The 22,095-nt window shown below is 48.3% G+C and carries 20 protein-coding genes and 2 other annotated features; of the genes, 16 read left to right on the top strand and 4 right to left on the bottom strand.

Annotation, left to right across the window (positions count from 1 at the left end; genetic code table 11):
* Positions 1-60: 60 nt before the first annotated feature.
* Both FD32_RS05540 and FD32_RS05535 read right to left on the bottom strand, forming a co-directional pair.
* On the bottom strand, positions 61-1,362 hold the full coding sequence (locus FD32_RS05540; RefSeq protein WP_047769803.1) for a replication-associated recombination protein A: 1,302 nt from the start codon (positions 1,360-1,362) through the stop codon (positions 61-63).
* Complete coding sequence (locus tag FD32_RS05535; protein ID WP_047769801.1) at positions 1,363-1,839, bottom strand: YueI family protein; 477 nt, start codon at positions 1,837-1,839, stop codon at positions 1,363-1,365.
* 87 nt (positions 1,840-1,926) lie between these two features.
* On the opposite strand from FD32_RS05535, the gene yaaA reads away from it, so the two are divergent.
* The 4 genes from yaaA to FD32_RS05515 all read left to right on the top strand — a co-directional run bounded on the left by yaaA (position 1,927) and on the right by FD32_RS05515 (position 5,810).
* On the top strand, positions 1,927-2,676 hold the full coding sequence (yaaA, locus tag FD32_RS05530; protein WP_047769799.1) for a peroxide stress protein YaaA: 750 nt from the start codon (positions 1,927-1,929) through the stop codon (positions 2,674-2,676).
* 163 nt (positions 2,677-2,839) lie between these two features.
* Complete coding sequence (locus FD32_RS05525; protein ID WP_047769796.1) at positions 2,840-4,045, top strand: NAD(P) transhydrogenase subunit alpha; 1,206 nt, start codon at positions 2,840-2,842, stop codon at positions 4,043-4,045.
* A gap of 17 nt (positions 4,046-4,062) precedes the next feature.
* Positions 4,063-4,395, top strand: a complete 333-nt coding sequence (locus FD32_RS05520) for an NAD(P) transhydrogenase subunit alpha part 2 (RefSeq protein ID WP_047769794.1) — start codon at positions 4,063-4,065, stop codon at positions 4,393-4,395.
* A complete protein-coding gene (locus FD32_RS05515; RefSeq protein ID WP_047769791.1) occupies positions 4,395-5,810 on the top strand; it encodes an NAD(P)(+) transhydrogenase (Re/Si-specific) subunit beta in 1,416 nt (471 codons plus the stop codon). The genes FD32_RS05520 and FD32_RS05515 overlap by 1 nt, the downstream gene beginning before the upstream one ends.
* A gap of 162 nt (positions 5,811-5,972) precedes the next feature.
* On the opposite strand, the gene rpsD is transcribed toward FD32_RS05515, so the two are convergent.
* A complete protein-coding gene (gene rpsD / locus FD32_RS05510; RefSeq protein ID WP_047769789.1) occupies positions 5,973-6,578 on the bottom strand; it encodes a 30S ribosomal protein S4 in 606 nt (201 codons plus the stop codon).
* 197 nt (positions 6,579-6,775) lie between these two features.
* Entirely contained in the window at positions 6,776-7,231 is a 456-nt protein-coding gene (locus FD32_RS05505) for a GAF domain-containing protein (protein ID WP_047769787.1), read from the bottom strand.
* Between the two features lie 125 nt (positions 7,232-7,356).
* Between FD32_RS05505 and ezrA the strand changes: the two genes are divergently transcribed.
* The 12 genes from ezrA to FD32_RS05445 all read left to right on the top strand — a co-directional run bounded on the left by ezrA (position 7,357) and on the right by FD32_RS05445 (position 22,039).
* On the top strand, positions 7,357-9,051 hold the full coding sequence (gene ezrA / locus FD32_RS05500) for a septation ring formation regulator EzrA (protein ID WP_235803774.1): 1,695 nt from the start codon (positions 7,357-7,359) through the stop codon (positions 9,049-9,051).
* A 140-nt stretch (positions 9,052-9,191) separates the two neighbouring features.
* Positions 9,192-10,340 (top strand): cysteine desulfurase family protein, encoded by a 1,149-nt coding sequence (locus tag FD32_RS05495; RefSeq protein ID WP_047769784.1) that lies wholly within the window; start codon positions 9,192-9,194, stop codon positions 10,338-10,340.
* An 18-nt stretch (positions 10,341-10,358) separates the two neighbouring features.
* Positions 10,359-11,579: a tRNA uracil 4-sulfurtransferase ThiI gene (thiI, locus tag FD32_RS05490; protein ID WP_056962134.1), complete on the top strand. Its 1,221-nt coding sequence runs from the start codon at positions 10,359-10,361 to the stop codon at positions 11,577-11,579.
* Positions 11,580-11,623: 44 nt separating this feature from the next.
* Positions 11,624-11,839, top strand: a binding site (T-box leader).
* A 76-nt stretch (positions 11,840-11,915) separates the two neighbouring features.
* Positions 11,916-14,573, top strand: coding sequence for a valine--tRNA ligase (locus FD32_RS05485; protein WP_152666540.1), 2,658 nt, complete (start codon positions 11,916-11,918; stop codon positions 14,571-14,573).
* A 79-nt stretch (positions 14,574-14,652) separates the two neighbouring features.
* The gene (locus FD32_RS05480; protein ID WP_047769780.1) at positions 14,653-15,969 is read left to right on the top strand and encodes a bifunctional folylpolyglutamate synthase/dihydrofolate synthase; all 1,317 of its coding nucleotides are present in this window, start codon (positions 14,653-14,655) and stop codon (positions 15,967-15,969) included.
* A 48-nt stretch (positions 15,970-16,017) separates the two neighbouring features.
* A complete protein-coding gene (locus FD32_RS05475) occupies positions 16,018-16,644 on the top strand; it encodes a JAB domain-containing protein (RefSeq protein ID WP_047769778.1) in 627 nt (208 codons plus the stop codon).
* A 152-nt stretch (positions 16,645-16,796) separates the two neighbouring features.
* Positions 16,797-17,801 carry a rod shape-determining protein gene (locus FD32_RS05470; protein WP_047769776.1) on the top strand — a complete coding sequence of 335 codons (1,005 nt, stop codon included), beginning with the start codon at positions 16,797-16,799 and terminating at the stop codon, positions 17,799-17,801.
* Between the two features lie 146 nt (positions 17,802-17,947).
* Positions 17,948-18,805, top strand: a complete 858-nt coding sequence (gene mreC / locus FD32_RS05465) for a rod shape-determining protein MreC (RefSeq protein ID WP_047769774.1) — start codon at positions 17,948-17,950, stop codon at positions 18,803-18,805.
* A gap of 6 nt (positions 18,806-18,811) precedes the next feature.
* Positions 18,812-19,348, top strand: a complete 537-nt coding sequence (mreD, locus tag FD32_RS05460; protein ID WP_056962133.1) for a rod shape-determining protein MreD — start codon at positions 18,812-18,814, stop codon at positions 19,346-19,348.
* 52 nt (positions 19,349-19,400) lie between these two features.
* Positions 19,401-19,750, top strand: a binding site (T-box leader).
* 75 nt (positions 19,751-19,825) lie between these two features.
* Positions 19,826-20,473 (top strand): amino acid ABC transporter permease, encoded by a 648-nt coding sequence (locus tag FD32_RS05455; RefSeq protein ID WP_047769770.1) that lies wholly within the window; start codon positions 19,826-19,828, stop codon positions 20,471-20,473.
* A gap of 12 nt (positions 20,474-20,485) precedes the next feature.
* On the top strand, positions 20,486-21,163 hold the full coding sequence (locus FD32_RS05450; protein ID WP_047769768.1) for an amino acid ABC transporter ATP-binding protein: 678 nt from the start codon (positions 20,486-20,488) through the stop codon (positions 21,161-21,163).
* 21 nt (positions 21,164-21,184) lie between these two features.
* A complete protein-coding gene (locus FD32_RS05445; protein ID WP_047769766.1) occupies positions 21,185-22,039 on the top strand; it encodes an amino acid ABC transporter substrate-binding protein in 855 nt (284 codons plus the stop codon).
* The last annotated feature ends 56 nt before the right edge of the window (positions 22,040-22,095 follow it).

Genomic DNA, 22,095 nt, shown 5'->3' with positions numbered 1-22,095 from the left:
ACAACGCGTACACTACAGAATTTTCACTATTATCTTAGCATCATTTGGTCAAATAGGCAATCAGTTCGTGGGGTGGTGGTGACCTTTTAGTCCTTGGCGCTGGGCGCGCTTCAGCTGCCAGTACTGGTTACCAAGTGCCTGCTCGAACCGGCCATTTTGTTTTGGCTGGTAGTATTGGGCACCCTTAATTCGGTCAGGAAGGTACTGTTGGGCAACCCAGTCTTGGGGATGGTCATGGGGGAATTGGTAATCGACCCCGTGACCAAGATTTGCGGCGCCCTTGTAATGGGCATCCTTGAGGTAGGGGGGAATATCGCCAAAGCCGCCTTCCTTAACCTGGGCGAGGGCGCCATCGATAGCATTAATTCCCGAATTCGACTTTGGTGACAGGCAAAGCTCGATTACCACGTCGGCGAGGGGAATCCGGGCTTCCGGAAGGCCAACCTGTTGGGCAACCTGGGCAGCCGTCACCGCCCGCTGGACCGCTGGCATGTTGGCCAAGCCGATGTCCTCATAGGCGGTGACCATTAAGCGCCGGACAATGGACGTCAGATCACCAGCCTCAATCAGGCGGGCCAGGTAGTGGAGGGCCGCATCGACGTCGGACCCCCGAATGGACTTCTGAAAAGCGGAGATAACATCGTAGTGCCCATCACCGTTCTTATCCGCACTGAGGGCCTTTTTCTGAACACTCTCTTCAATAATTGGCAGGGTCAAGTGAATTTTGCCATCAGGGCCCGGGTCAGTAGAGTTGGCGGCAAGTTCAAGGCCGTTTAGGACACTTCGTAAGTCGCCATTAGTTGCCTGAGACAATTCCTCTTCTGCATTGGCTGCGAGGACGATGGGCATTTTGCCAAGCCCCCGCTCCTTGTCCGTCAGGGCCCGGCCAATTGCTACTTTGATGTCGTCAGGACTCAGGGGGTGGACCGGGAAAATTTGGGCCCGACTGCGGATGGCCGGGTTAATACTGATGTAGGGATTTTCTGTTGTCGCCCCGATGAGGATGATTCGGCCGTTTTCCAGATGAGGGAGCAGGAAGTCTTGCTTCGCCTTGTCAAGACGGTGGATTTCGTCGAGCAAAAGGATGACAGTCCCACTCATCTTGGCCTCCTCGGCGACTATTTGAAGGTCCTTCTTACTATCAGTGGCAGCGTTTAGCTTGCGGAATGCGTACTTGGTTGATCCGGCGATGGCACTGGCAATGCTGGTTTTTCCCGTGCCCGGTGGCCCATAGAGAATCATTGACGAAAGCATCCTGGCCTTAACCATCCGGTAGATAATCTTGCCGGGGCCAACAAGGTGTTGTTGACCCACAACTTCATCAAGCGTTCGGGGGCGCATTCGGTATGCTAGTGGTTGCATTTAACGACCCTCCCGGTGAAAGAGACGGTGTAAAAAGCCCCCGTTCTCCTTCTTATTTGATTTCTGCTGATTATTTTCCTGTTGGGGGTAACGCTTTTGGACGTCGACGGGTGACTGGTAAACCGCCTTTTTGGCGGCAACAACAATCGCTAGGGATGCAGGCTGAACTTTATATTCCGGGGCGGTCTTCATCGTAAATTCGGCCCCTGCTTTGGCAGCGGTCTGAATGTAGCCGTGAACCATCTCGTGGGGGAGATTACCGTTGACAAATACGAGCTTGCCAATCCCCTTCGCCAGTTCAGCCGCTAGTTCAGGTTGCCAATTCTTCTCGTGGAGTTCGGCAACGGAAATGGTTAAGCAGACCCGTTCACGAAAGGTGCCCAGGTACTTGCGCTGTTCGTCCGGTTTGATTTTCGGGGTCCCGTAGACGCCGTTATCAAGTCGTTGTTGGACAGCGGACTTCTTTTCTTTTACCACTAGAATTCCTCCTTAAAAAGAATATTGTTATTATTGTACCATTACCATAGTGAGAAGCTTAAATAATGAGTCAGGGAGGGTATGTAAATGCAAATTGTAATTTCACCAGCACGAACAATGAACGTCGACGAGGATTCTTTTCCCTACCAGAACCTGCCAAAGTACCTGGCAAAAACAAGGAAGATTCTTGATTGGATGCGGGGCTTGAGCTATGACCAACTTCACCAGCTGTGGTGGAACTGTAGTACCCGTTTGGCGGATAAGAACTACCGGTGGCTCCAGGAAATGAACCTAAGAGAACACCTTACCCCGGCCATTATTGCCTTTACGGGGCTGCAGTACCAGCATATGGCACCAGACGTTTTTACCGATGCCGGTTTGCAATATATTCAGCAACACCTGCGAATCTTATCGGGCTTTTATGGTCTGCTCCGGCCGTTTGACGGGATTGTGCCCTACCGGTTGGGGATGGGTGACCGCGCCCACGTGGCGGGGACCAAGAACCTTTACCAGTTTTGGGGGAGGACGCTTGCTGACGACCTGTTTGAAAACGATGATTTGGTTTTAGATTTGGCCTCAGCAGAATACGAGAAGGCTATTTTACCGTATTTAAATAATAACCGCCACTTCGTTAAGTGCCGCTTTGGCGAAGTTGTCGATGGTCGAATTAAGCAGAAGACTACTCAGGTGAAGATGGCCCGGGGAACGATGGTCCGCTACATTGCTGAAAATCAAGTTATTGATTTAGCGGGTGTCAAACGATTCCGGGTCGGCGGCTTCCACTACTGCCCAGAATTGTCTAGTGATGAAGTCCTCGCTTTTGCTCGTGAAAAATAATTTACGGGGGCCCGAAAGCTTAGCAGAGTAGTGGTTAATGCTTATTTCTGCGGACCAAAAAGATTCAATTTCGAAAAAATGTCCAAAAAAATGTGATTTAAAACACAAATTAGACTATGATAAAGGGTGAAAGCGGTTAAGTGAATAGTAAGGAGGAATAATTATGGCTATTGTAATTGCAGCGCTAAAGGAGGCCGATGGCGAACACCGGGTTTCTTTGGTACCGAGTGTCGTTAAGAGACTTGTCAAGCAAGGCAATAAGGTCTTAATTGAAAAAGGCGCCGGTGCAAAAGCCAACTTCGCTGACCAGCAGTATGTTGATGCTGGGGCACAGGTCGTTGACCGGCAAGCAGCAATTGATCAGGCGAACATCGTTACGGTTGTTAACCGTCCGGACGATGAAACCTTGGGTAAGCTGAAGGCTGACCAAATGCTTTTGGGACTCTTGTCCTTGTCAGTTGATCATGATGTTGCAAAAAAGTTAGCTGATGCCAAGGTTACGGCACTATCATTTGAATTACTGCCGCGGACCGTTTCTCGGGCCCAGACAATGGATGCCTTGAGTTCACAGTCTTCTGTTTCTGGTTACAAGGCGGCATTGGTTGCTGCCGACCACTTCATGCGTTACTTCCCAATGATGATCACGGCGGACGGGACCGCTAAGCCAGCCAAGGTGCTTGTCCTTGGGACTGGGGTTGCCGGCCTGCAAGCCATTGGTACTGCCAAGCGGCTTGGTGCGATCGTTTCTGGTTATGATGTTCGTCCAGCATCACGGGGTGAAGTTGAATCCTTGGGTGCTAAGTTCCTGACGAGTTCTGTATCTGCTGCCGGTAAGGGTGGTTATGCTCGTCAACTGACGAAGGAAGAACAGCAAAAGCAGCAAGATGAACTTGCCGGCTTTATTGCTGACAGTGACATTGTGATCACAACGGCTCGGGTTCCTGGTAAGAAGCCACCAATGCTAGTAACCGAAAAGTCAGTTCAAAACGCTAAGCCCGGTTCGATCTTTATCGATATTGCGGCTAGTGAACTAGGTGGTAACGTTGCCGGTTCTAAGCCGGGTGAAGTCGTTACGACTGATAATGGCGCTAAGATTGTCGGGGCCGATAACCTGCCAAGTGAACTAGCCACGAGTGCTTCTGAAATGTATTCGAAGAACATTCAAGCGGTTATTAAGGCCCTCCTCGATAAGGATGGCAACATTAAGATTGACACGACTGACGATGTTATGTCAGAATTGGTTGCTACTTACCAAGGCAAGATTATTTCTGGTCGGCTTCGTTCACAAATGGGTCTGCCTGAGATTAAAAAGCCAGAACCACAAAAGAATGAAGAAGCTGCCAAACCTGATGCTAAGGCGCAAAAGTAGAGAAGGGGAGCGATCATATGAGTCAACAATTATATTCTAATTTAGCAATTTTTGTTTTAAGTCTCCTCGTTGGCTTTGAAGTTATGAGCAAGATTCCAGCAACCCTGCAAACTCCAATGATGTCTGGTGCTAACGCCATTCACGGTGTTGTTGTCGTTGGTGCCTTTGTTGTTGCCGCAGAAGCTAATAACTGGGGATTTTATATCCTGGCATTCCTGTGTGCCTTCTTTGCCGCAGTTAACGTTGCCGGTGGCTACACCGTAACTGACCGGATGCTGGGGATGTTTGACCGTCCTAAGGGTGGTAAAGCACCTGCAAAAGATAATAAGCAGGATGGAGGCGAACAATAATGAGTGCCTTACAAACATGTTCTTCTTTGATTTACCTGATTTCAGCGATCTGCTACGTTGTCGGTGTTCACCTGATGCGGTCACCAAAGACCGCCCGGAAAGGTAATGGTCTCTCCTGTGTCGGGATGGCGCTTGCTGTAATTATGATTATCATCACGATTATCGTTGGTGGTAAGATCGACGCTGCTGGTTGGATTGCCTTGGTTGCTGGTCTGGCAATCGGGATTTGCTACGGGGTCGTTAAGGGTCGTAAGGTTAAGATGACCGACGTACCACAACTGGTATCGCTGTTTAACGCTGTTGGTGGTGGTGCCGCCGCAACGATTGGTGTCTTTGACTACTTACAAGTTGCTGCAGGCACGCGTCTTCAACTGATCTTGTCAATTCCAGTTGTCCTCGACGTTATCATTGGGGGTACGACTTTCTCAGGTTCTTTGATTGCCGCTGGTAAGCTGGCTGGTCACGTTCCTGGTAAGCCAATTACCTTCCCTGGCAGTCGGCTTTGCAATGGCCTGGCAATTATTGCCATGATTGTTGGTGCCGTTTGGATGATCGGTTACCCACAAAACTACTGGGCACTTGTTCTGGAATTAGTTGCTGCTTTGGTATTCGGTCTGTTAATGACCTTGCCAATTGGTGGTGCCGACATGCCAGTTGTTGTTTCTCTTTTGAACGCCTTCACCGGTTTGGCGGTTGCCTTTGCCGGGTTCGTTATTGATAACCAAGTCCTAATTATCGCCGGTGCCCTTGTTGGTTCTGCCGGGACGATTTTAACCCTGCAAATGGCCGAAGCAATGAACCGGTCTGTTGCTAACATTCTTGCCGGTGGCTTCGGTGGTGGTGCCAGCGATTCTGGCGCTTCTGATGACATTCCGGTTAATGTTAAGGAAACCTCTGCTGATGATGTTGGTCTGCAATTAGCTTATGCCCATAATGTTATGATTGTTCCTGGTTATGGTTTGGCTGCTGCCCAGGCCCAGCATGAAGTTGCTGAACTGGCTAAGCTCCTTACTGACCATGGAATTAACGTTAACTACGCTATCCACCCGGTTGCCGGACGGATGCCTGGTCACATGAACGTTTTGCTGGCTGATGTTAACGTTCCTTATGAACAAATGAAACAAATGGATGAAGCTAACTCAATGTTTGAAAACACTGATGTTTCATTGGTTATTGGTGCTAACGATGTTACCAACCCAATGGCCCGGAAGTCTGGTAACGCCATTTCTGGGATGCCGATTCTCGACGTTGATAAGTCGAAGTCCGTCGTTGTCATTAAGCGGTCCATGCACCCTGGTTATGCCGGGATTGCAAACCCACTGTTTAGTGCCGACCAGACCCACATGTTCTTCTCCGATGCTAAGAAGGGGTTGAAGGACATCATTGCAGCTACCAAGCAGTACTTGGATGAATAGTTGACAAGGATAAAATGAAGCTATCTGTTGGATAGCTTCATTTTTTTGCACGAAAAAGCGGTTGGTGAGGAAATCTTGTTTTCTCACCAACCGCTTTTCTGTATAATGCAAACAAAAAGCACCGCTAAGGCAGTGCTTTTTTGCGTTAGTAACCATTAAAGATTACTTGTTGTAGAATTCAACGATAAGGGCTTCGTCGATATCAGCATCCATATCTTCACGGGCAGGGATCCGGTTTAACTTACCTTCCAGCTTGTCGGCGTCAAAGTCAACATAAGAAGGACGAGAAACAACCGCATCAACCGCGTTCTTGATGATGTCCAAGTTCTTGGACTTTTCACGAACGGCGATTACTTGGTTAACGTCAACTTCGTAAGAAGGAATGTCAACCCGCTTGCCATCAACAGTGATGTGACCGTGGTTAACCAATTGACGAGCTTGACGACGGGTAGTAGCCAAGCCGAGACGGTAAACCATGTTGTCAAGACGACGTTCCAGCAGTGCCATGAAGTTAGCACCGTGGGTACCTTCCTTGATCTTACCGGCACGTAAGAAGAGGTTGTAGAATTGACGTTCAGTCATTCCGTACATGAAACGCAGCTTTTGCTTTTCACGAAGTTGCGTACCATATTCAGAAAGCTTACCGTGACGGTCACGACCGTGGTCGCCAGGAGCGTATGGACGACGAGCTAATTCCTTACCAGTACCTGAAAGTGAAACGCCAAGGCGACGTGATACACGCCAACTTGGACCAGTATAACGAGACATAAATAAATTCCTCCAAATAAATTTTCTTGGAGTAAAATAATCCGATTGTGAGCTTGACATTCGTGCAGACTGATTTGAATTTTTCACCCTTGCAGCTGGGTTACTAAAAACGCCGTTGGGCACCAGTCTGTTGACGAGCTTGCCCCTCACTGCTGCATTATTTTACACAAAAAATAGTTTACCATGTCTGACCACCGCTAGTCAATGCTTTTGACCACAATTGCGGCTACATCAATAAGAAATTTGGTCAGGTCGTCATCAAAACGGCCCTTGACCGGGGCATCAATGTCAAAGACACCAATCAGTTTACCATCCTTGACGAGGGGAACAACGAGTTCAGACTGCGCATCGGCATCACAAGAGATGTAACCAGGAAACCTACTGACGTCTTCAACGTTAACCATGTGGCGATGCTGAGCAGCGGTTCCGCATACCCCATGGCCCGGCTTAATGTGCATGCAAGCAACGTTACCCTGAAACGGTCCGAGAAAGAGGTCATCTTTATCATGGTCGTAAAGGTAGAATCCCACCCAGTTAAGCTGGGAAACTACTTGGTTAACCAGGGCGCTGGTATTGGCCATGATAGTGATTGACTGGTGTTCACCAGCTAACAGGGCTGATAATTGTTGCAAAATTAGTTTAAAATCTGTCAATGCTTATAACTCCTTTGTAATTACTGCCAGCAATCAATAGTGATTATGGTATAATTTTAGCTAGAAGTTTATGGTCAAAATGGCGGATTTGTCAATTTTGACCAAATAATTAGGTGGGGAAATTGATGTTTCAAATTTTAATCGCAGTTTTAGTTGTAATCTTATTATTATTGGTCGGAATTAGTTGGTTCCAACACCGGGCAATTAGCCAAATCAAGGAGTTGCAGGCCGTTGGTGACCACTTGAAGAAGGAAGACCTTGCTAGTCAATTGGCGCAGGGAAAAAAGATGCAACTGATTGGTGATGCTAAGGAAACCTTTAATAGGCTAGAGAAAAAGTACCAAGAGGAGCTGATCCCACAGCTTAAGCAGGTAGAGACACGCGGCAAGGAATTACAGGCTGCGGTTAAGACCAGCCAACTGCTTACCATCAATTCAGCAATCAACGATTACCGGACCCTGGTTGGCCGGACCAGTAATGAAGCACAAAAAATTCAAAAGACCTTACAGGACCTTCAACAACAAGAACAGCGGCACCACCAGGCAATTGATCACCTGCGTCGGCAGTACCGTCATTTTCACCAGCAACTGGATGAAAAGAACTTTGAATACGGGGATACCATTAAGAAACTGAGCCAGCAACTTAATGACCTGGAACAACGGTTTGCGAAGTTTGTTGATCTTACTAATAAAGGAGACTTGGAAGCGGCCCAGGAAATTCTCTCTGAATTACAAAACGATAACCAAAAGTTTGATCACCTCTTAAAGACGGTTCCAAAGCTGTACAAGCCGTTGGTTACCGAATTTCCAGACCAACTGGATGAATTGCAAAAGGGTTACGCTACCTTAAAGAAGGACCACTTCAACTTCACCGAACAAAAACTGGACGTTAAGATTGAACAGTTACAGGAAAAGTTAAAGCAGACGGTTGCCCAGTTAAACGATTTGGAAATTGATATCGTTGTCCAGTCCAACAAGGACTTGGCTGATGAAATTGATAATCTCTATGGGGTAATGCAAAAGGAAATTGATACTCAGCCGGAAGCCAAGCACCTGATGGATGTGATGGGCCAATTTATCCCCCATGCTCAACACCAGAATGAAGAATTAATTGCTGAGCTGCGGCGGTTAAACCTCAGTTATACTTTTAACAACAATGAGATTGAAGCGGCCCGGCAATTAAATGAGCAGATTAAGACCATCAACAAGCAGTTCCAAGAGGACCAGAAGGCTTTTGCTGATCAGACCGTGATTTATAGTCAGGTTGTTGACCGGCAAAAGGCTAACCAAAAGGAGCTCACGGCGGTTGAAGAGAAGCAGGAAAAGATCAATGACGAGGTTGCCAAACTGCAAACTGATGAACAGCGGGCACGCAAGATGTTGCAGAAATATTCAGTCGACCTGCGGACAATTAAGCGCCAGGTTGAGCAACTTAACCTGCCCGGCGTTTCCCAAGACTACGTGGACTACTTCATGGGTGTTAGCAATGAGGTTAAGAAACTAAACGCTGAATTGCATGAGTACAAGATCAACATGGACGATGTCACCAAGCAGCTGATCATGGTTGAGTCCGATCTGGAAAGCCTTCAGGTGAAGACCAATGATTTGCGCGATAGTGCAGAGTTGACGGAACGGCTGCTTCAATACGCTAACCGCTTCTCCGACAATGAGGAGATTGAAAAGGCAGCGGAAAAATCACGAAAGCTCTTTAGCAAGTATGAATATACCAAGAGCCTTGAGGCCATTGGTACGGCCCTGGAGAAGGTTGAGCCGGGTTCGTTCAAGCGGATTGAGGACAGCTATTACAGTGAAAATAATTAATTGGACCAGGGACAAAAGATTTTGCCTCTGGTCCTTTTTTGCTATAATATAAAGTTGCTTTAAGAAAGTGTCGAACCAACCTGCCAGCGATGATTTGCTGGCTACTGACCATCAGATTATATTGTCAGAGGAGCAGAGTGATGATCTATTTCGATAATAGTGCGACGACGAAGATTTCTCCGGAAGTCTTAGCAACGTACGATACAGTTAGTCAAAAGATTTGGGGAAACCCAAGCAGTTTGCATAATTTTGGTGAAGAGGCCTGGAACCTGCTTGAACAAGCCCGTCAGCAAGTTGCCAAACTCTTTGGTGTCAAAGCAAGTGAAATTATTTTTACCAGTGGTGGCTCTGAGGGTGACAACTGGGTGATTAAGGGGACCGCCTTTGCCAAGCGCCGTTTTGGTAAGCATATAATCACGACGGCAGTGGAACACGCTGCTGTGCGGAACTCAATGGCCCAATTAGAAGAGCTGGGCTTCAATGTGACCTACTTGCCAGTTGATAGTGAAGGACGGATTAATCCGGCAGATGTGAAGGCCGCCCTTCGTCCAGATACAATCCTAGTATCAATCATGGCCGTCAACAATGAGATTGGGACGGTTCAGCCAATTAAAGAAGTTGGTGAGATTCTGAAGGACTATCCTAACGTCCACTACATGGTTGATGCGGTGCAGGCAATCGGCAAGGGCCTCGACAGTGCGATTTTCAGTGACCGGGTGGACTTTGCCACCTTCTCCGGGCATAAGTTCCATGCGCCCCGGGGCACTGGCTTTGTTTACATGAAGAGTGGCCGAAAAATTGCGCCGTTGATCTCCGGTGGGGGCCAGGAACGGACCCTACGGAGTGGAACAGAGAATACCCCGGGTGACGTTGCAATGGCCCGGGCCATCCGTCTTGTAAAGGAAAACGAGCAACGGGCGGTTCAGCAAGAGCAGGCAATCAAAGAGCGGATCTACGACCACCTGAAGAAGTTTGATCATGTTAAGATTTTTTCTGGCCGTGACCAGGGCTTTGCCCCCCACATTCTCTGCTTTGCGATTGTCGGTGTCCGGGGAGAAACGATTGTTCACGCCTTTGAGGAACAAGGTATCTACATTTCCACGACCAGCGCTTGTTCTTCCAAGAAGCATGCAGAGGCGGGGACACTAGCCGCAATGAAGGCGCCGGAAAACGAGGCAACGAGTGCGGTCCGCATCAGTCTTGGTGACCAAAATACCATCGAAGAAGCTGACAAGTTCAACCAGGTCTTTGACAACCTTTATGCCGGCTTCAAGAAGATTATTGACTAGTAGGAAGGAGGAGATTAAGTGCAGTACACAGAAATTATGGTTCGGTATGGGGAACTGTCCACCAAGGGACGCAACAAAAAGTCCTTTATTGACCGTCTCGGGACGAACGTTCGTCATGCCCTCCACCAATTTGACCAGGTCAAGGTTCACGCTCAGCAAGATCGCTTGCACGTTCAACTGAATGGGGCCGACTATGACCAGGTAATGAAGCAGTTAAAGAATGTTTTCGGTATCCAAACCTTCTCCCCATCAATCAAGGTGGCAAAGGACTTTGCCGCGGTTGCCAAAGCCGCTGAGGAGATGGTAGAAGAGCAGGTTGACCACCCAATCACCTTTAAGATTGAAACCCGGCGGTCTGACCACCACTTCCCAATCGATACCTTTGAAATGAACGATAAGCTTGGTGGGGACCTCTTGCATAAGTTCCCCGACAAGCTGAAGGTTGATGTCCACCACCCGGACCTCACCATCCGTGTCGAGATCCGCTTGAACGGTATTTTCCTATCTAGTGAAACTATCAAGGGGGCTGGTGGCTTGCCCGTTGGCACGGCCGGAAAGGGTATGATGATGCTTTCCGGCGGGATTGACTCCCCAGTTGCGGCCTACCTCGGCATGAAGCGGGGCGTTTCGATGGAGATGGTCCACTTCTTCAGTCCGCCGTATACCAGTCCCCAAGCCCTGGCTAAGGCCAAGCAGCTAACGGAAAAACTGGCTAAGTATTGTGGCCACATCAAGTTTATCCAGGTACCGTTTACTGAGATCCAGGAAACGGTCAAGGAGAAGGTGCCGGAGGGTTACCTGATGACCATCCAACGGCGGATGATGCTTCGCCTGGCAACGGCCTTGATGGAGAAGCGGCACGGCCTGGCAATCTTTAACGGTGAGTCGTTAGGGCAGGTGGCCTCTCAGACAATGGAGAGTATGCTGGCAATTGAGGACGTGACGAACTATCCAGTATTGCGGCCGGTCCTGTCTTTTGATAAGGCTGAGATTATCAAGATTGCTGAAGATATCGACACCTATGACCTGTCAATCTTGCCGTATGAAGACTGCTGTACCGTCTTCACACCGCCGTCGCCCAAAACGAAGCCGAGTGTTAAGAAGGCCCGCAAGTACGAGCAGCACTTAGACATTGATGGCTTGATTCAACGGTCACTAGATGGGGTAAAAATCACTGATATCCATCCTGGTGAGGACTTCTTGAACCAAAACGAAGACGTCTTTGCCGAATTACTGTAAAACAGTCCTTGACGGCCGGGAATTATTTAGCTATGATACAAGCATAATAAGCATTGACCGAAATAGTAGTAAACGCGGCGGACCACCAGCGAGGGCCCAGAGGTGTGAAGGCCTGGTCACCGGTTCACGAATGTAGCTCGGGAGCTGATGCGCTGAACTGATAGTAAGCGTATCCGGTTCATTACCGTTACCTAATGTTGAGTGGAGCAGTCGAGTGAACTGTTCAATTTAGGTGGTACCGCGAGCTAATCGTCCTATCTGTTTGATAGGGCGATTTTTTATTTAGGTCAGTTTAATTAATTTTATTTGATGAAGCATGAAGGGAGCGATTATACGATGAGCACTGAAAAAGAGATGTCGACAAAGTATGATCCCGCAGCGGTCGAAGAAGGCCGCTACCAATGGTGGATTGATCAGGGCCTGTTCAAACCGAGTGGTGATAAGAAGGCCCACCCATATTCAATTGTTATTCCGCCGCCGAACGTAACTGGTAAACTGCACCTGGGCCACGCCTGGGATACGACCCTGCAGGATATCCTTATTCGGCAAAAGCGGATGCAGGGTTACGATGTCCTATGGATCCCGGGGATGGACCATGCCGGGATTGCTACCCAGGCAAAAGTTGAAGCCCGGCTGCGGAAACAGGGAATTTCTCGTTATGACCTTGGTCGGGAAAAGTTCGTGCAACAGGTTTGGGACTGGAAGGACGAATACGCCGACATTATTCACAAGCAGTGGGCAAAGATGGGAATCTCTGTCGACTATGACCGGGAACGCTTCACCCTGGATAAGGGGCTGAATAAGGCGGTGCGGAAGGTCTTCGTTGACCTCTACAAGAAGGGCCTTATTTACCGGGGGACCTACATTATCAACTGGGACCCACAAGCACGGACAGCCCTTTCTGATATTGAAGTTATTCACAAGGACGATAAGGGTGCCTTCTACCACGTTAAGTACCCATTTACTGACGGCACCACCTTTAACGGCAAGAATTACATTGAAATTGCCACTACCCGGCCAGAAACCATGTTTGGCGATGAAGCGGTTGCCGTTAATCCAAATGACGAACGTTACAAGAAATTGGTTGGCAAGAAGGTCATGGTACCGCTCGTTAACCGGGAAATCGAGATCATTGCCGATGACTACGTAACACCAGACTTCGGAACTGGGATGGTTAAGATTACCCCAGCTCATGACCCGAACGACTTCAAGGTTGGTAAGCGGCACAACTTGCCAGAATTAAACACCATGAACGAAGACGCCTCGATGAACGAGAACGCCGGTAAGTACAAGGGAATGGACCGTTTTGAGGCCCGGAAGGCCATTGTTGCCGATTTAAAGGACCAGGGCTACATGTTAAAGGTGGTTCCAATTGTCCACTCCGTTGGTCACTCCGAACGGACCGGTGTCCAAGTTGAGGCTCGGCTTTCAACCCAGTGGTTTGTTAAGATGAAGCCACTAGCCGAAATGGCATTGAAGAACCAAAAGACAACCGACCGGGTTAACTTCATTCCGGAACGGTTCGAACACACCTTCACCCAGTGGATGGAAAATATTCATGACTGGGTTATTTCCCGACAACTCTGGTGGGGGCACCGGATTCCTGCTTGGTACAACAAGCAGACCGGGGAAGTCTACGTTGGAATGGAAGCGCCAAAGGATGCGGAAAACTGGGAGCAAGACAAGGATGTCCTGGACACCTGGTTCTCCAGTGCTTTGTGGCCATTCTCCACAATGGGCTGGCCGGATACTGATTCCCCGGACTTTAAGCGTTACTTCCCAACCAATACTCTGGTTACCGGTTACGACATCATCTTCTTCTGGGTTTCCCGGATGATCTTCCAGTCACTTGAATTTACTGGTCGGGCACCGTTTAAGAACGTCCTGCTGCACGGTTTGATTCGTGATGAACAGGGGCGGAAGATGAGCAAGTCCCTGGGGAACGGGATTGACCCAATGGACGTCATCAAGAAATACGGGGTCGATGCTTTACGGTGGTTCCTCATCAATGGTTCCACACCGGGTCAAGATATTCGTTTCTCCTACACCAAGATGGACGCCGCCTGGAACTTCATCAACAAGATCTGGAACGCCAGTCGGTACGTCATCATGAACCTTGGTGAAATGCCGGCCCCAGCCCTGCCCGCACAGGATAAGTGGGACCTTGCCGACCACTGGATCTTAAGCCGGTTAAACGCAACGGTTAAACAGGTTACCGAAATGTCTGAAAAGTTCGAATTCGGTGAAGTAGGCCGGGCTCTTTACAACTTTATCTGGAATGATTTCTGTGATTGGTACATTGAAATGACCAAGGAAAAGTTAAATAACGGCACGGACGAGGAAAAGACGAATACCAAGAATATCCTGGGATACGTCCTAGACCAAACCCTGAAGCTTTTGCACCCAATCATGCCGTTTGTTACCGAAAAACTCTGGCTATCAATGCCGCACACGGGTAAGTCAATCATGGTTGCACCATACCCAACGGTTAACGCAGACCTTGACGACGAGGACGCCACGGAACAGATGGACAGCTTGATTGAAATGATCAAGGCGGTACGGAGCATCAGAAACGAGGCCAACGCCCCAATGTCTAAACCGGTGGACATCCTGGTTAAGACCAAGAACGATCACCTGAAGGGGATGCTGGAGAATAACCGTGACTACATTGACCGCTTCTGTCACCCAGCAGAATTGCAAATTGGTGCCGATGTGGTTGCACCAAAGCTGGCAATGTCAAGTATCCTCGCCGGCGCTGAAGTCTTCATCCCAATGGCCGAACTGGTGGACCTGGATGAGGAAAAGGCTAAGATGCAAAAAGAAATTACTAAGTTGGAGAAGGAAGTCAACCGTTCTTCCAAGAAACTTGGTAATAAGAAGTTTGTTGAAAACGCACCTGAAAAGGTTGTTGAAGCTGAGAAGCAAAAGGCCGTTGAGTGGCAGCAAAAGCTTGCCGCCGCTAAGGACCGTCTTGCTTCCCTTGAAAATGCATAGTGTAATTTAGAAGGGAGGGTCCTTAGTATCCGGAATTGCCGGACACGGGGACCCTTCATTTAGTTAAGGGGATAAAAAGATGATTTCAACTTATGAAGAGGCCCTGAACTTCATTCACGGGCGGACCAAGTTTAAAAAGGTGCCGACACTAAAACGAATGCGTCGGTTTCTCGATGAACTTGGTAACCCCCAAAAAGGACTGAAGTATATTCACGTGACGGGGACCAATGGTAAGGGGTCGACAGTAGCAATGCTGCGGTCGATGCTGTTGGCGAGTGGCCTGAGCGTCGGCAGCTTTACGTCCCCGTTCATCACCCGGTTCAATGAACGCATCGAATACAACGCCCAGCAGATAAGTGACGCCGATTTAGTCCGGTTAACCAACCGGGTCAGCAAGGTTGTCGCTAAGTTGGACCAGGAGCTTCCCATGGGGGGACCAACCGAGTTTGAGATCGATACTGCCATCATGTTTTGCTACATGGCAGAAAAGCAGCCGGACGTTGTCTTGCTGGAGGTCGGAATTGGCGGCCTGTTTGATTCCACAAACGTCATTGTCCCGGCAGTCAGTGTCATTACTACGGTTGGCTGGGACCATATGAAGTACCTCGGCAACACCCTTAAAGAGATTGCCCAGCAAAAGGCGGGAATCATCAAGGACCATGTTCCGGTGGTGATTGGGAAGTTGCCATCAAGCGCGGAGGCGGCAATTATCGAGGATGCGGCTGGTAAAAAGGCCCCCCTCTATAAGCTGGGAACTGACTTTACTATCCAGAAGGCTGATGACCACCACTTTTTTGCTAAGGTTGACTACCAGGGACTCCAGCTTCGCCACCTTAAGTGTCAACTCGGTCTCGGGGGCGACTACCAGGTAGAAAATGCCGCGATTGCTATTACTGCTCTTCAACTTTTCATGAAAGAGCAGGGCTCACCGCTTGACCGGTCCGCCGTCATTAAGGGACTGACAACGGTTAACTGGCCGGGGAGACTGGAGGTAGTTAATCCCCAGCCCCTGGTCCTCTTGGATGGGGCCCACAACCTTCCCGGAATTCAGGCCCTAGTTAAAACAATCCAGGGTGACTTCGCCGGTCGGGATGTCTACCTTTTGGTCGCAATTTTAGCTGACAAACAGTACGAGCTGATGATGGGCGAGTTAGCGAGTCTCGGCAATGTCCATATTACCGTCACCAACTTTGCGGGCCCCGGTTCCAAGCGGCCGAGTGCGGACTTGGCGGCGGTCGCGAAGAAGATTAAAAGCCGGTACCCAATTAAGGTTACCAAAGAGTGGCCACTTGCCTTTCAGCAGGTCGCACAAGGGCTCAGTGAGGATGACGTGATGATTGTTACGGGGTCGCTCTACTTTATTTCTGAAGTTCGGCACTTATTTAGTGACAATTAGTTCCCTTTCCGTATTTATTCAGTAAGACACTTAAGGAGCTGAGTGGATATGTTAGAAGTAATACACAATGACCATTACTTAGACCTGTTGGCGAAGGGGATTTGTGCCAATACGCCGGAACGCAATCAGGAACTCGTGATGAAGTTTTGGGAGATGTTTCCAACGTTAACGAGCATCAAAAATATGACTGATGATGAGCGGCGGGCGGTCCTATCCTGGGGACCAGAGATGCGATGCTTACTTGCAGCGATGGAGCTTGGTCAGCTGGTACTAAAAGGGCACCGTGAAATTTTGGGCCACGCCTATTCCAGCATGGCTTTAGGACGGGAAATGATTGACTACTTTTTGGGTGAGGACCAGGAAGGGGTCACTCTGGCGTGTACTGATGTCCACAATGAGATCATTGACTTGAAGACCCTTTTTGTCGGTGGGCAGAGCGAGTGTGTATTATACCCCGACCGGATCTTCAGCTATGCCCTACGGCGGTCGGCTAGTGGAATTATCATGATCCACAACCACCCGTCTGGGGATGTGCACCCGTCCGCACAGGACCTAGCATTTGCAAAACGGCTTGACCGGGGGAGCCGCTTGTTAGGACTCCGTCTGCTTGACTTCATAATTGTTGGACGGGACCGTTACTACAGTTGGCGGGAAAAGCAGCAGGTTCATCCCTAAAAGTAAAGAAAAGGTAAATATGTGAACTAAAATTGTGCCCGGGAAGGCTAATAATGTATATTAAAGTTCGTATGTGACGCGTGGCTATGGTATAATATCCACGATATTGATTAAAATTGATTATTAGTCTAAAAACGAAGGGAAGAAGCAGATTGCTAGGAATCGGAACCAAAAATCTTGGAATCGATCTGGGAACCGCCAACACGATTGTCTACCTCGAAGGTAAGGGCATCGTTCTCCGTGAACCATCAGTTGTCGCTCGGAATGCTAAAACAAACGAAGTGATTTCAGTTGGTAGCGACGCACGGGACATGATTGGCCGGACGCCAGAGAGTATCGTTGCTATTCGTCCAATGAAGGACGGTGTAATTGCTGACTACGACACGACCGTGGCAATGATGAAGTACTACATCAACAAGGCGCTGGGGAACAGTAACGGCAAACCTTACGTCATGGTATGTGTTCCAAGTGGTATCACTGAAGTTGAAAAGCGGGCGGTTATTGACGCTACCCGTGTTGCTGGTGCCCGGGATGCTTATGTCATCGAAGAACCATTTGCGGCCGCAATTGGTGCGGGCCTGCCGGTCATGGATCCTACCGGGAGTATGGTTGTTGACATTGGTGGGGGAACCACAGATGTTGCTACCATTTCCTTAGGAGGCATTGTCTCAAGTCGTTCCATCCGGATGGCTGGTGACAAGATGAATGATGCCATCGTCCAATACGTACGGCAAAATATGAACCTCTTGATTGGGGAAAGAACAGCAGAAAAACTTAAGTGGGATGTTGGTTCTGCCTCCGTTACAGCAGCTGAAGAAATGGGAACGACCGATGTTCGTGGTCGGGACCTGGTAACCGGGTTGCCAAAGACGATGCAGGTTTCTGCTAAGGATGTTTCGACCGCCTTGCAAGACGTTGTTGAAAACATCATCAACGCTATTAAGGGGACCCTGGAAGAAACATCACCAGAAATTGCTGCTGATGTTATCGACCACGGGATTGTCTTAACCGGTGGTGGTGCCCTTCTGAAGAACTTGCCAGACGTAATTGCTGATGCTACTAAAGTACCAGTATTTATTGCCAATGACCCGTTAGACTGTGTAGCTATCGGGACAGGGGAGTCCTTGAAGAGTATCGATATTATGAAGAAAAAGTAAGAAAAGAGAAATGAGTATTGACTAGCTGCATATTGCAGCGGAAAATACGTATCATTAGAATTGGCTAGTGATAGGCGGGGCTGGTCGCAAAACGATTTGTTTTGTCTAGCCCCCTTTTATTATCTTGCCTATAATGGAGGATTATCATGCACAAGTTTTTTTCCAATCGCCGGTTGGTTATCATTGTGATAATTCTGGTCGTTTGCTTTGGCTTGATGGCAGGGTCGATTTCATTGCGGAATCGGCGGAACACGCCACCGTTGATTCAACAATTCGGTAATGACATTGTTGGCTTCGCAGATAGTGCAGTCGCCTTGCCGGTTAATTGGTTGCAGACCAGTTTCAGTTCCGTTAATGACTTGATGAATACTTATTCGGAAAATCGGGAGTTAAAACAACAAGTGACCGAACTGGCCCAGACAAAGGTGCGGGACCAAACCCTTGCTCACGAGAACAAACAGTTAAAACAGGAATTGAAACTTGGTAAATCAATGACGGATTATGATACGGTCACGGCCGCCGTTTTGATGCGGACACCATCTTCTTGGCAGCAACAGTTAGTTATCAACAAGGGACAGTCAAGTGGAATTAAAAAGAACATGCCGGTAATGAGTGACGGGGGCTTAATTGGTCGGATCATTGAAGTTAATAAGACCAACAGCAAAGTTGAGTTGCTGAGTGATACCAATGAGGCTTCCAGCCGGTTTGCCATTTCCATTGGCAATAAGGGGGACCAAGTTGTCAATGGAATCGTTACCGGCTATAACGCAAACCGCAATGAAATAATAATGGGACAGGTCAGCTCAAAGGCAAAAATCAAGGTCGGTACCAAAGTGATTACCAGCGGAATGGGTGGTATCACCCCCAAGGGTCTCTATGTTGGTAAGGTATCACGGATTGGCAAAGACGATTATGGCCTGGCGCAAAAGGTTTACATTACCCCTGCAGCTAACTTTAACGACATTAACATTGTTACGGTTGCAGAGAGTGCTTCTCAGGAGTGACCGTTTATGTATCGATTATCACGATTAAAATACGTTTTCCCGCTCGGCCTATTTGTAAGTCTCTTTCTTGATGGGGCTTTGAGTCACGTCTGGGCGCCCCTGTTTTTCCGGTACCCATATTCGATGATGAGTGAGTTGGCTTTGCTGTGGTTAGTATTGGCCTATTTCTTTGAAAATGGGATTGATATTCCGCTAATTCCTTTTGCCATTGCGGCGGGAGTAGTTGCCGATATGTACTCTTCTGGGATCTTAGGCTTATACATGGTTCTTTATCCATGCATTGTCGCTTTGACCCAGCTTCTGGCAAAGTATTTCAGTGGGTCATTTTTATCAATGATTATGATTTTCTTTGTTGACGTCGTTGCGTTTGCTACGATTAACTACTGGGCCTACTACATGGTAGGAGTCACAAATACTAATTTTGGTGACTTCTTGGCCTTTTCTTTGGCGCCTACACTGGCCCTCAACCTGGTTTACTTTGTGGTTTTATACTGGCCGATTCAGTCCTTATTCAATTGGGCAACGACTGAAAATAAAGTTTAATTACCCTTGACAAAGGAGAAAAGTGATTGTAGTATACTAACAATCAATCAAGCGAATGACAATGAACAGACTAGTAAAGCATCTTTAATAGCTAAGCGAGTTCCGGTTGATGGGAAGGAACCTATTAAAATACTTGAATCACATCTGTGAGTTGACCTTCTGAAACCAAAGTAGGAAGGTCCGGGGTCGCCCGTTACAGCACAGAGTTTATTTATTGAACTCACTGAGGCCAGCTTTTGCGAGAAAGTTGGTAAGATGAGGTGGAACCGCGGAAACGCCCTCGTAGCCATTATGGCTCGGGGGTGTTTTTTGTTTAGCGGGGTTCAACAAATGAACTTAGTGAGGTAGTTGCTGTGAGGCAACTACGAAATGAGGTGGCACCACGAATGATTCGTCCTCTAGAATTACCTGCTTGGTAGTTCTAGAGGATTTTTTGTTTAGTGCCGTTCGCGACAGTGGAGAAGGAGGAATTATAATATGTCTTTGCACTACGTTTCAGAAATTTTACCATCACTATTCCAGGGGGCGTCGTTAACCCTCCAGATCTTCTTTTGGACGCTAATTGGTTCGTTACCACTGGGAATCCTAGTTAGTTTGGGGCTGATCTCCAAAATCAAGCCTTTGAAATGGATTCTGGAAATTTACGTTTGGCTGATGCGGGGGACACCACTGCTGCTACAGTTGATCTTTGTTTTCTACGGTTTACCAATCATTGGGATCGTCTTCCAACGTTATGACGCGGCCCTGGTTGCCTTCATCCTTAACTACGCGGCCTACTTTGCAGAAATCTTTCGCGGTGGTTTTCAAGCAATTGACGAGGGTCAGTTTGAAGCTGCCCGGGTGCTGCGGTTAAGTTACTGGCAGACCCTTCGTAAGATTGTAATCCCCCAAGTGGTCAAGATCGTTATCCCATCAATTGGGAACGAAGTCATCAACCTGGTTAAGGATTCTTCATTAGTTTACGTCATCGGGCTTGGCGACTTACTACGGGCCGGAAACGTTGCAACGTCACGGGACGTCACCCTTGTCCCACTATTGCTGGTTGGTCTGATTTACCTGATTTTAGTTGGCATTTGCACGTTGGTATTGCGGAAAGTTGAACAGCGATACGCATACTTCAAGTAGGAGGGGTCGAATATGTTAGAAGTTAAAAATTTACGAAAGAGTTTTGGCAGTCGGGTAATTCTCGACAACGTCAACCTGACAGTTAAGGATGGCGAGATCTTAAGTATTGTTGGTCCCTCTGGGGCGGGGAAAACAACCCTGCTCCGATGCATTACCGGTTTGGAAACGGCGGATAGTGGCCAGTTCCTAATCGATGGGCAGCCATTTGACCCCCAGGGAACGGCGGAATCAGACCGGGTGATTGGCGTTGTCTTCCAAGACTATAACCTGTTTCCTAACTTGTCCGTGATGGAAAATATTACCCTGGCGCCGGTGATGGTCCTGAAGAAGGATAAGGCGACTGCACAAAAGATTGCTAAGAATTTGTTAGATGAGCTGGGCTTGGACGATAAGGGCGACCTTTACCCCTACCAGCTATCCGGGGGACAAAAGCAACGGGTGGCAATTGCCCGGGCCCTGGCGATGAAGCCGAAAATCCTCTGCTATGATGAACCAACCTCCGCTTTGGACCCGACGATGCGGCAAGAAGTTGCGAAGATTATCCTAGGCCTGAAAAAGGACGGGATGACCCAATTGGTTGTTACCCACGATTTTGACTTTGCCAATAAGATTGCCGATGACATTTTGAAAGTAAAGGCCTTGGATGACTCATTCAAGCAGGTGCAAGACCTTGACCAGGAAAAGAATTAGGAAATAGAGAGGAAGAAGCATATGAAGAAGGTTAAAACAATCTGGTTGCTGATGCTTCTCATTGTTCCGCTGTTTCTTCTCGGCGGTTGTGAAAGTGTAACAACACGGGCCAATACGCAGGACACCTGGTCACGAATCCAGCGACGAAAAAGGGTTGTCATTGGGCTAGACGATAGCTTTGTCCCGATGGGTTACCGGCAAAAGAACGGTAAGCTGGTTGGCTATGATATTGACCTTGCTAAGGCGGTATTTAAGCAGTACGGAATTAAGGCAGACTTTCAGACGATTGACTGGTCAATGAAAGAGACCGAGTTGAAGAACGGTACCATCGATCTTTTATGGAACGGCTATTCGATTAATTCCAGCCGAGAAAAGAAGGTTGCATTTAGTCGCCCGTACCTTGCTAACCGCCAGGTCCTGGTTACCAAGCGTGGTAGTCACATCAATGGCCTGAGCGGAATGACCGATAAGGCCCTCGGTGTCCAGAATGGTTCAACCGGGGCGGCGGTTTTGGATGAGAAGCCACGGCTGTTAAAGGATAAGATAAAGGGGAAGAGTGCGGTCCTGTACGATACTTTCCCGGACGCCTTCATTGACCTGAACGCCAACCGAATTCAAGGAATCCTCATGGATGAGGTTTACGCAGACTACTATGTTCAACACCAAAAGAACAAGAACGCCTACAAGGTATACGTCAGCAAGAAGTTGCCGGTAGAATACTTCGGCGTTGGGATGCGGAAGGGTGACAAGACCCTCCGTAATAAGATCAACCGGGGGCTGGGAAACCTGCAAAAGGATGGCCAGTTACGGAAGATTAATGAAAAGTGGTTTGGACGAGACAGTAATTTCTTAGGGCCAGACAATTATCGGCAGTAACGAAATCGGCGCTTGGCACAAGGTGATTCATCTTGTGCGGGGGCCTTTTTTTATTA

Origin of the sequence: Limosilactobacillus panis DSM 6035 (assembly GCF_001435935.1) — a bacterium.
GTDB lineage: Bacteria > Bacillota > Bacilli > Lactobacillales > Lactobacillaceae > Limosilactobacillus > Limosilactobacillus panis.
This window is presented reverse-complemented; position numbering and strand designations above follow the sequence as displayed.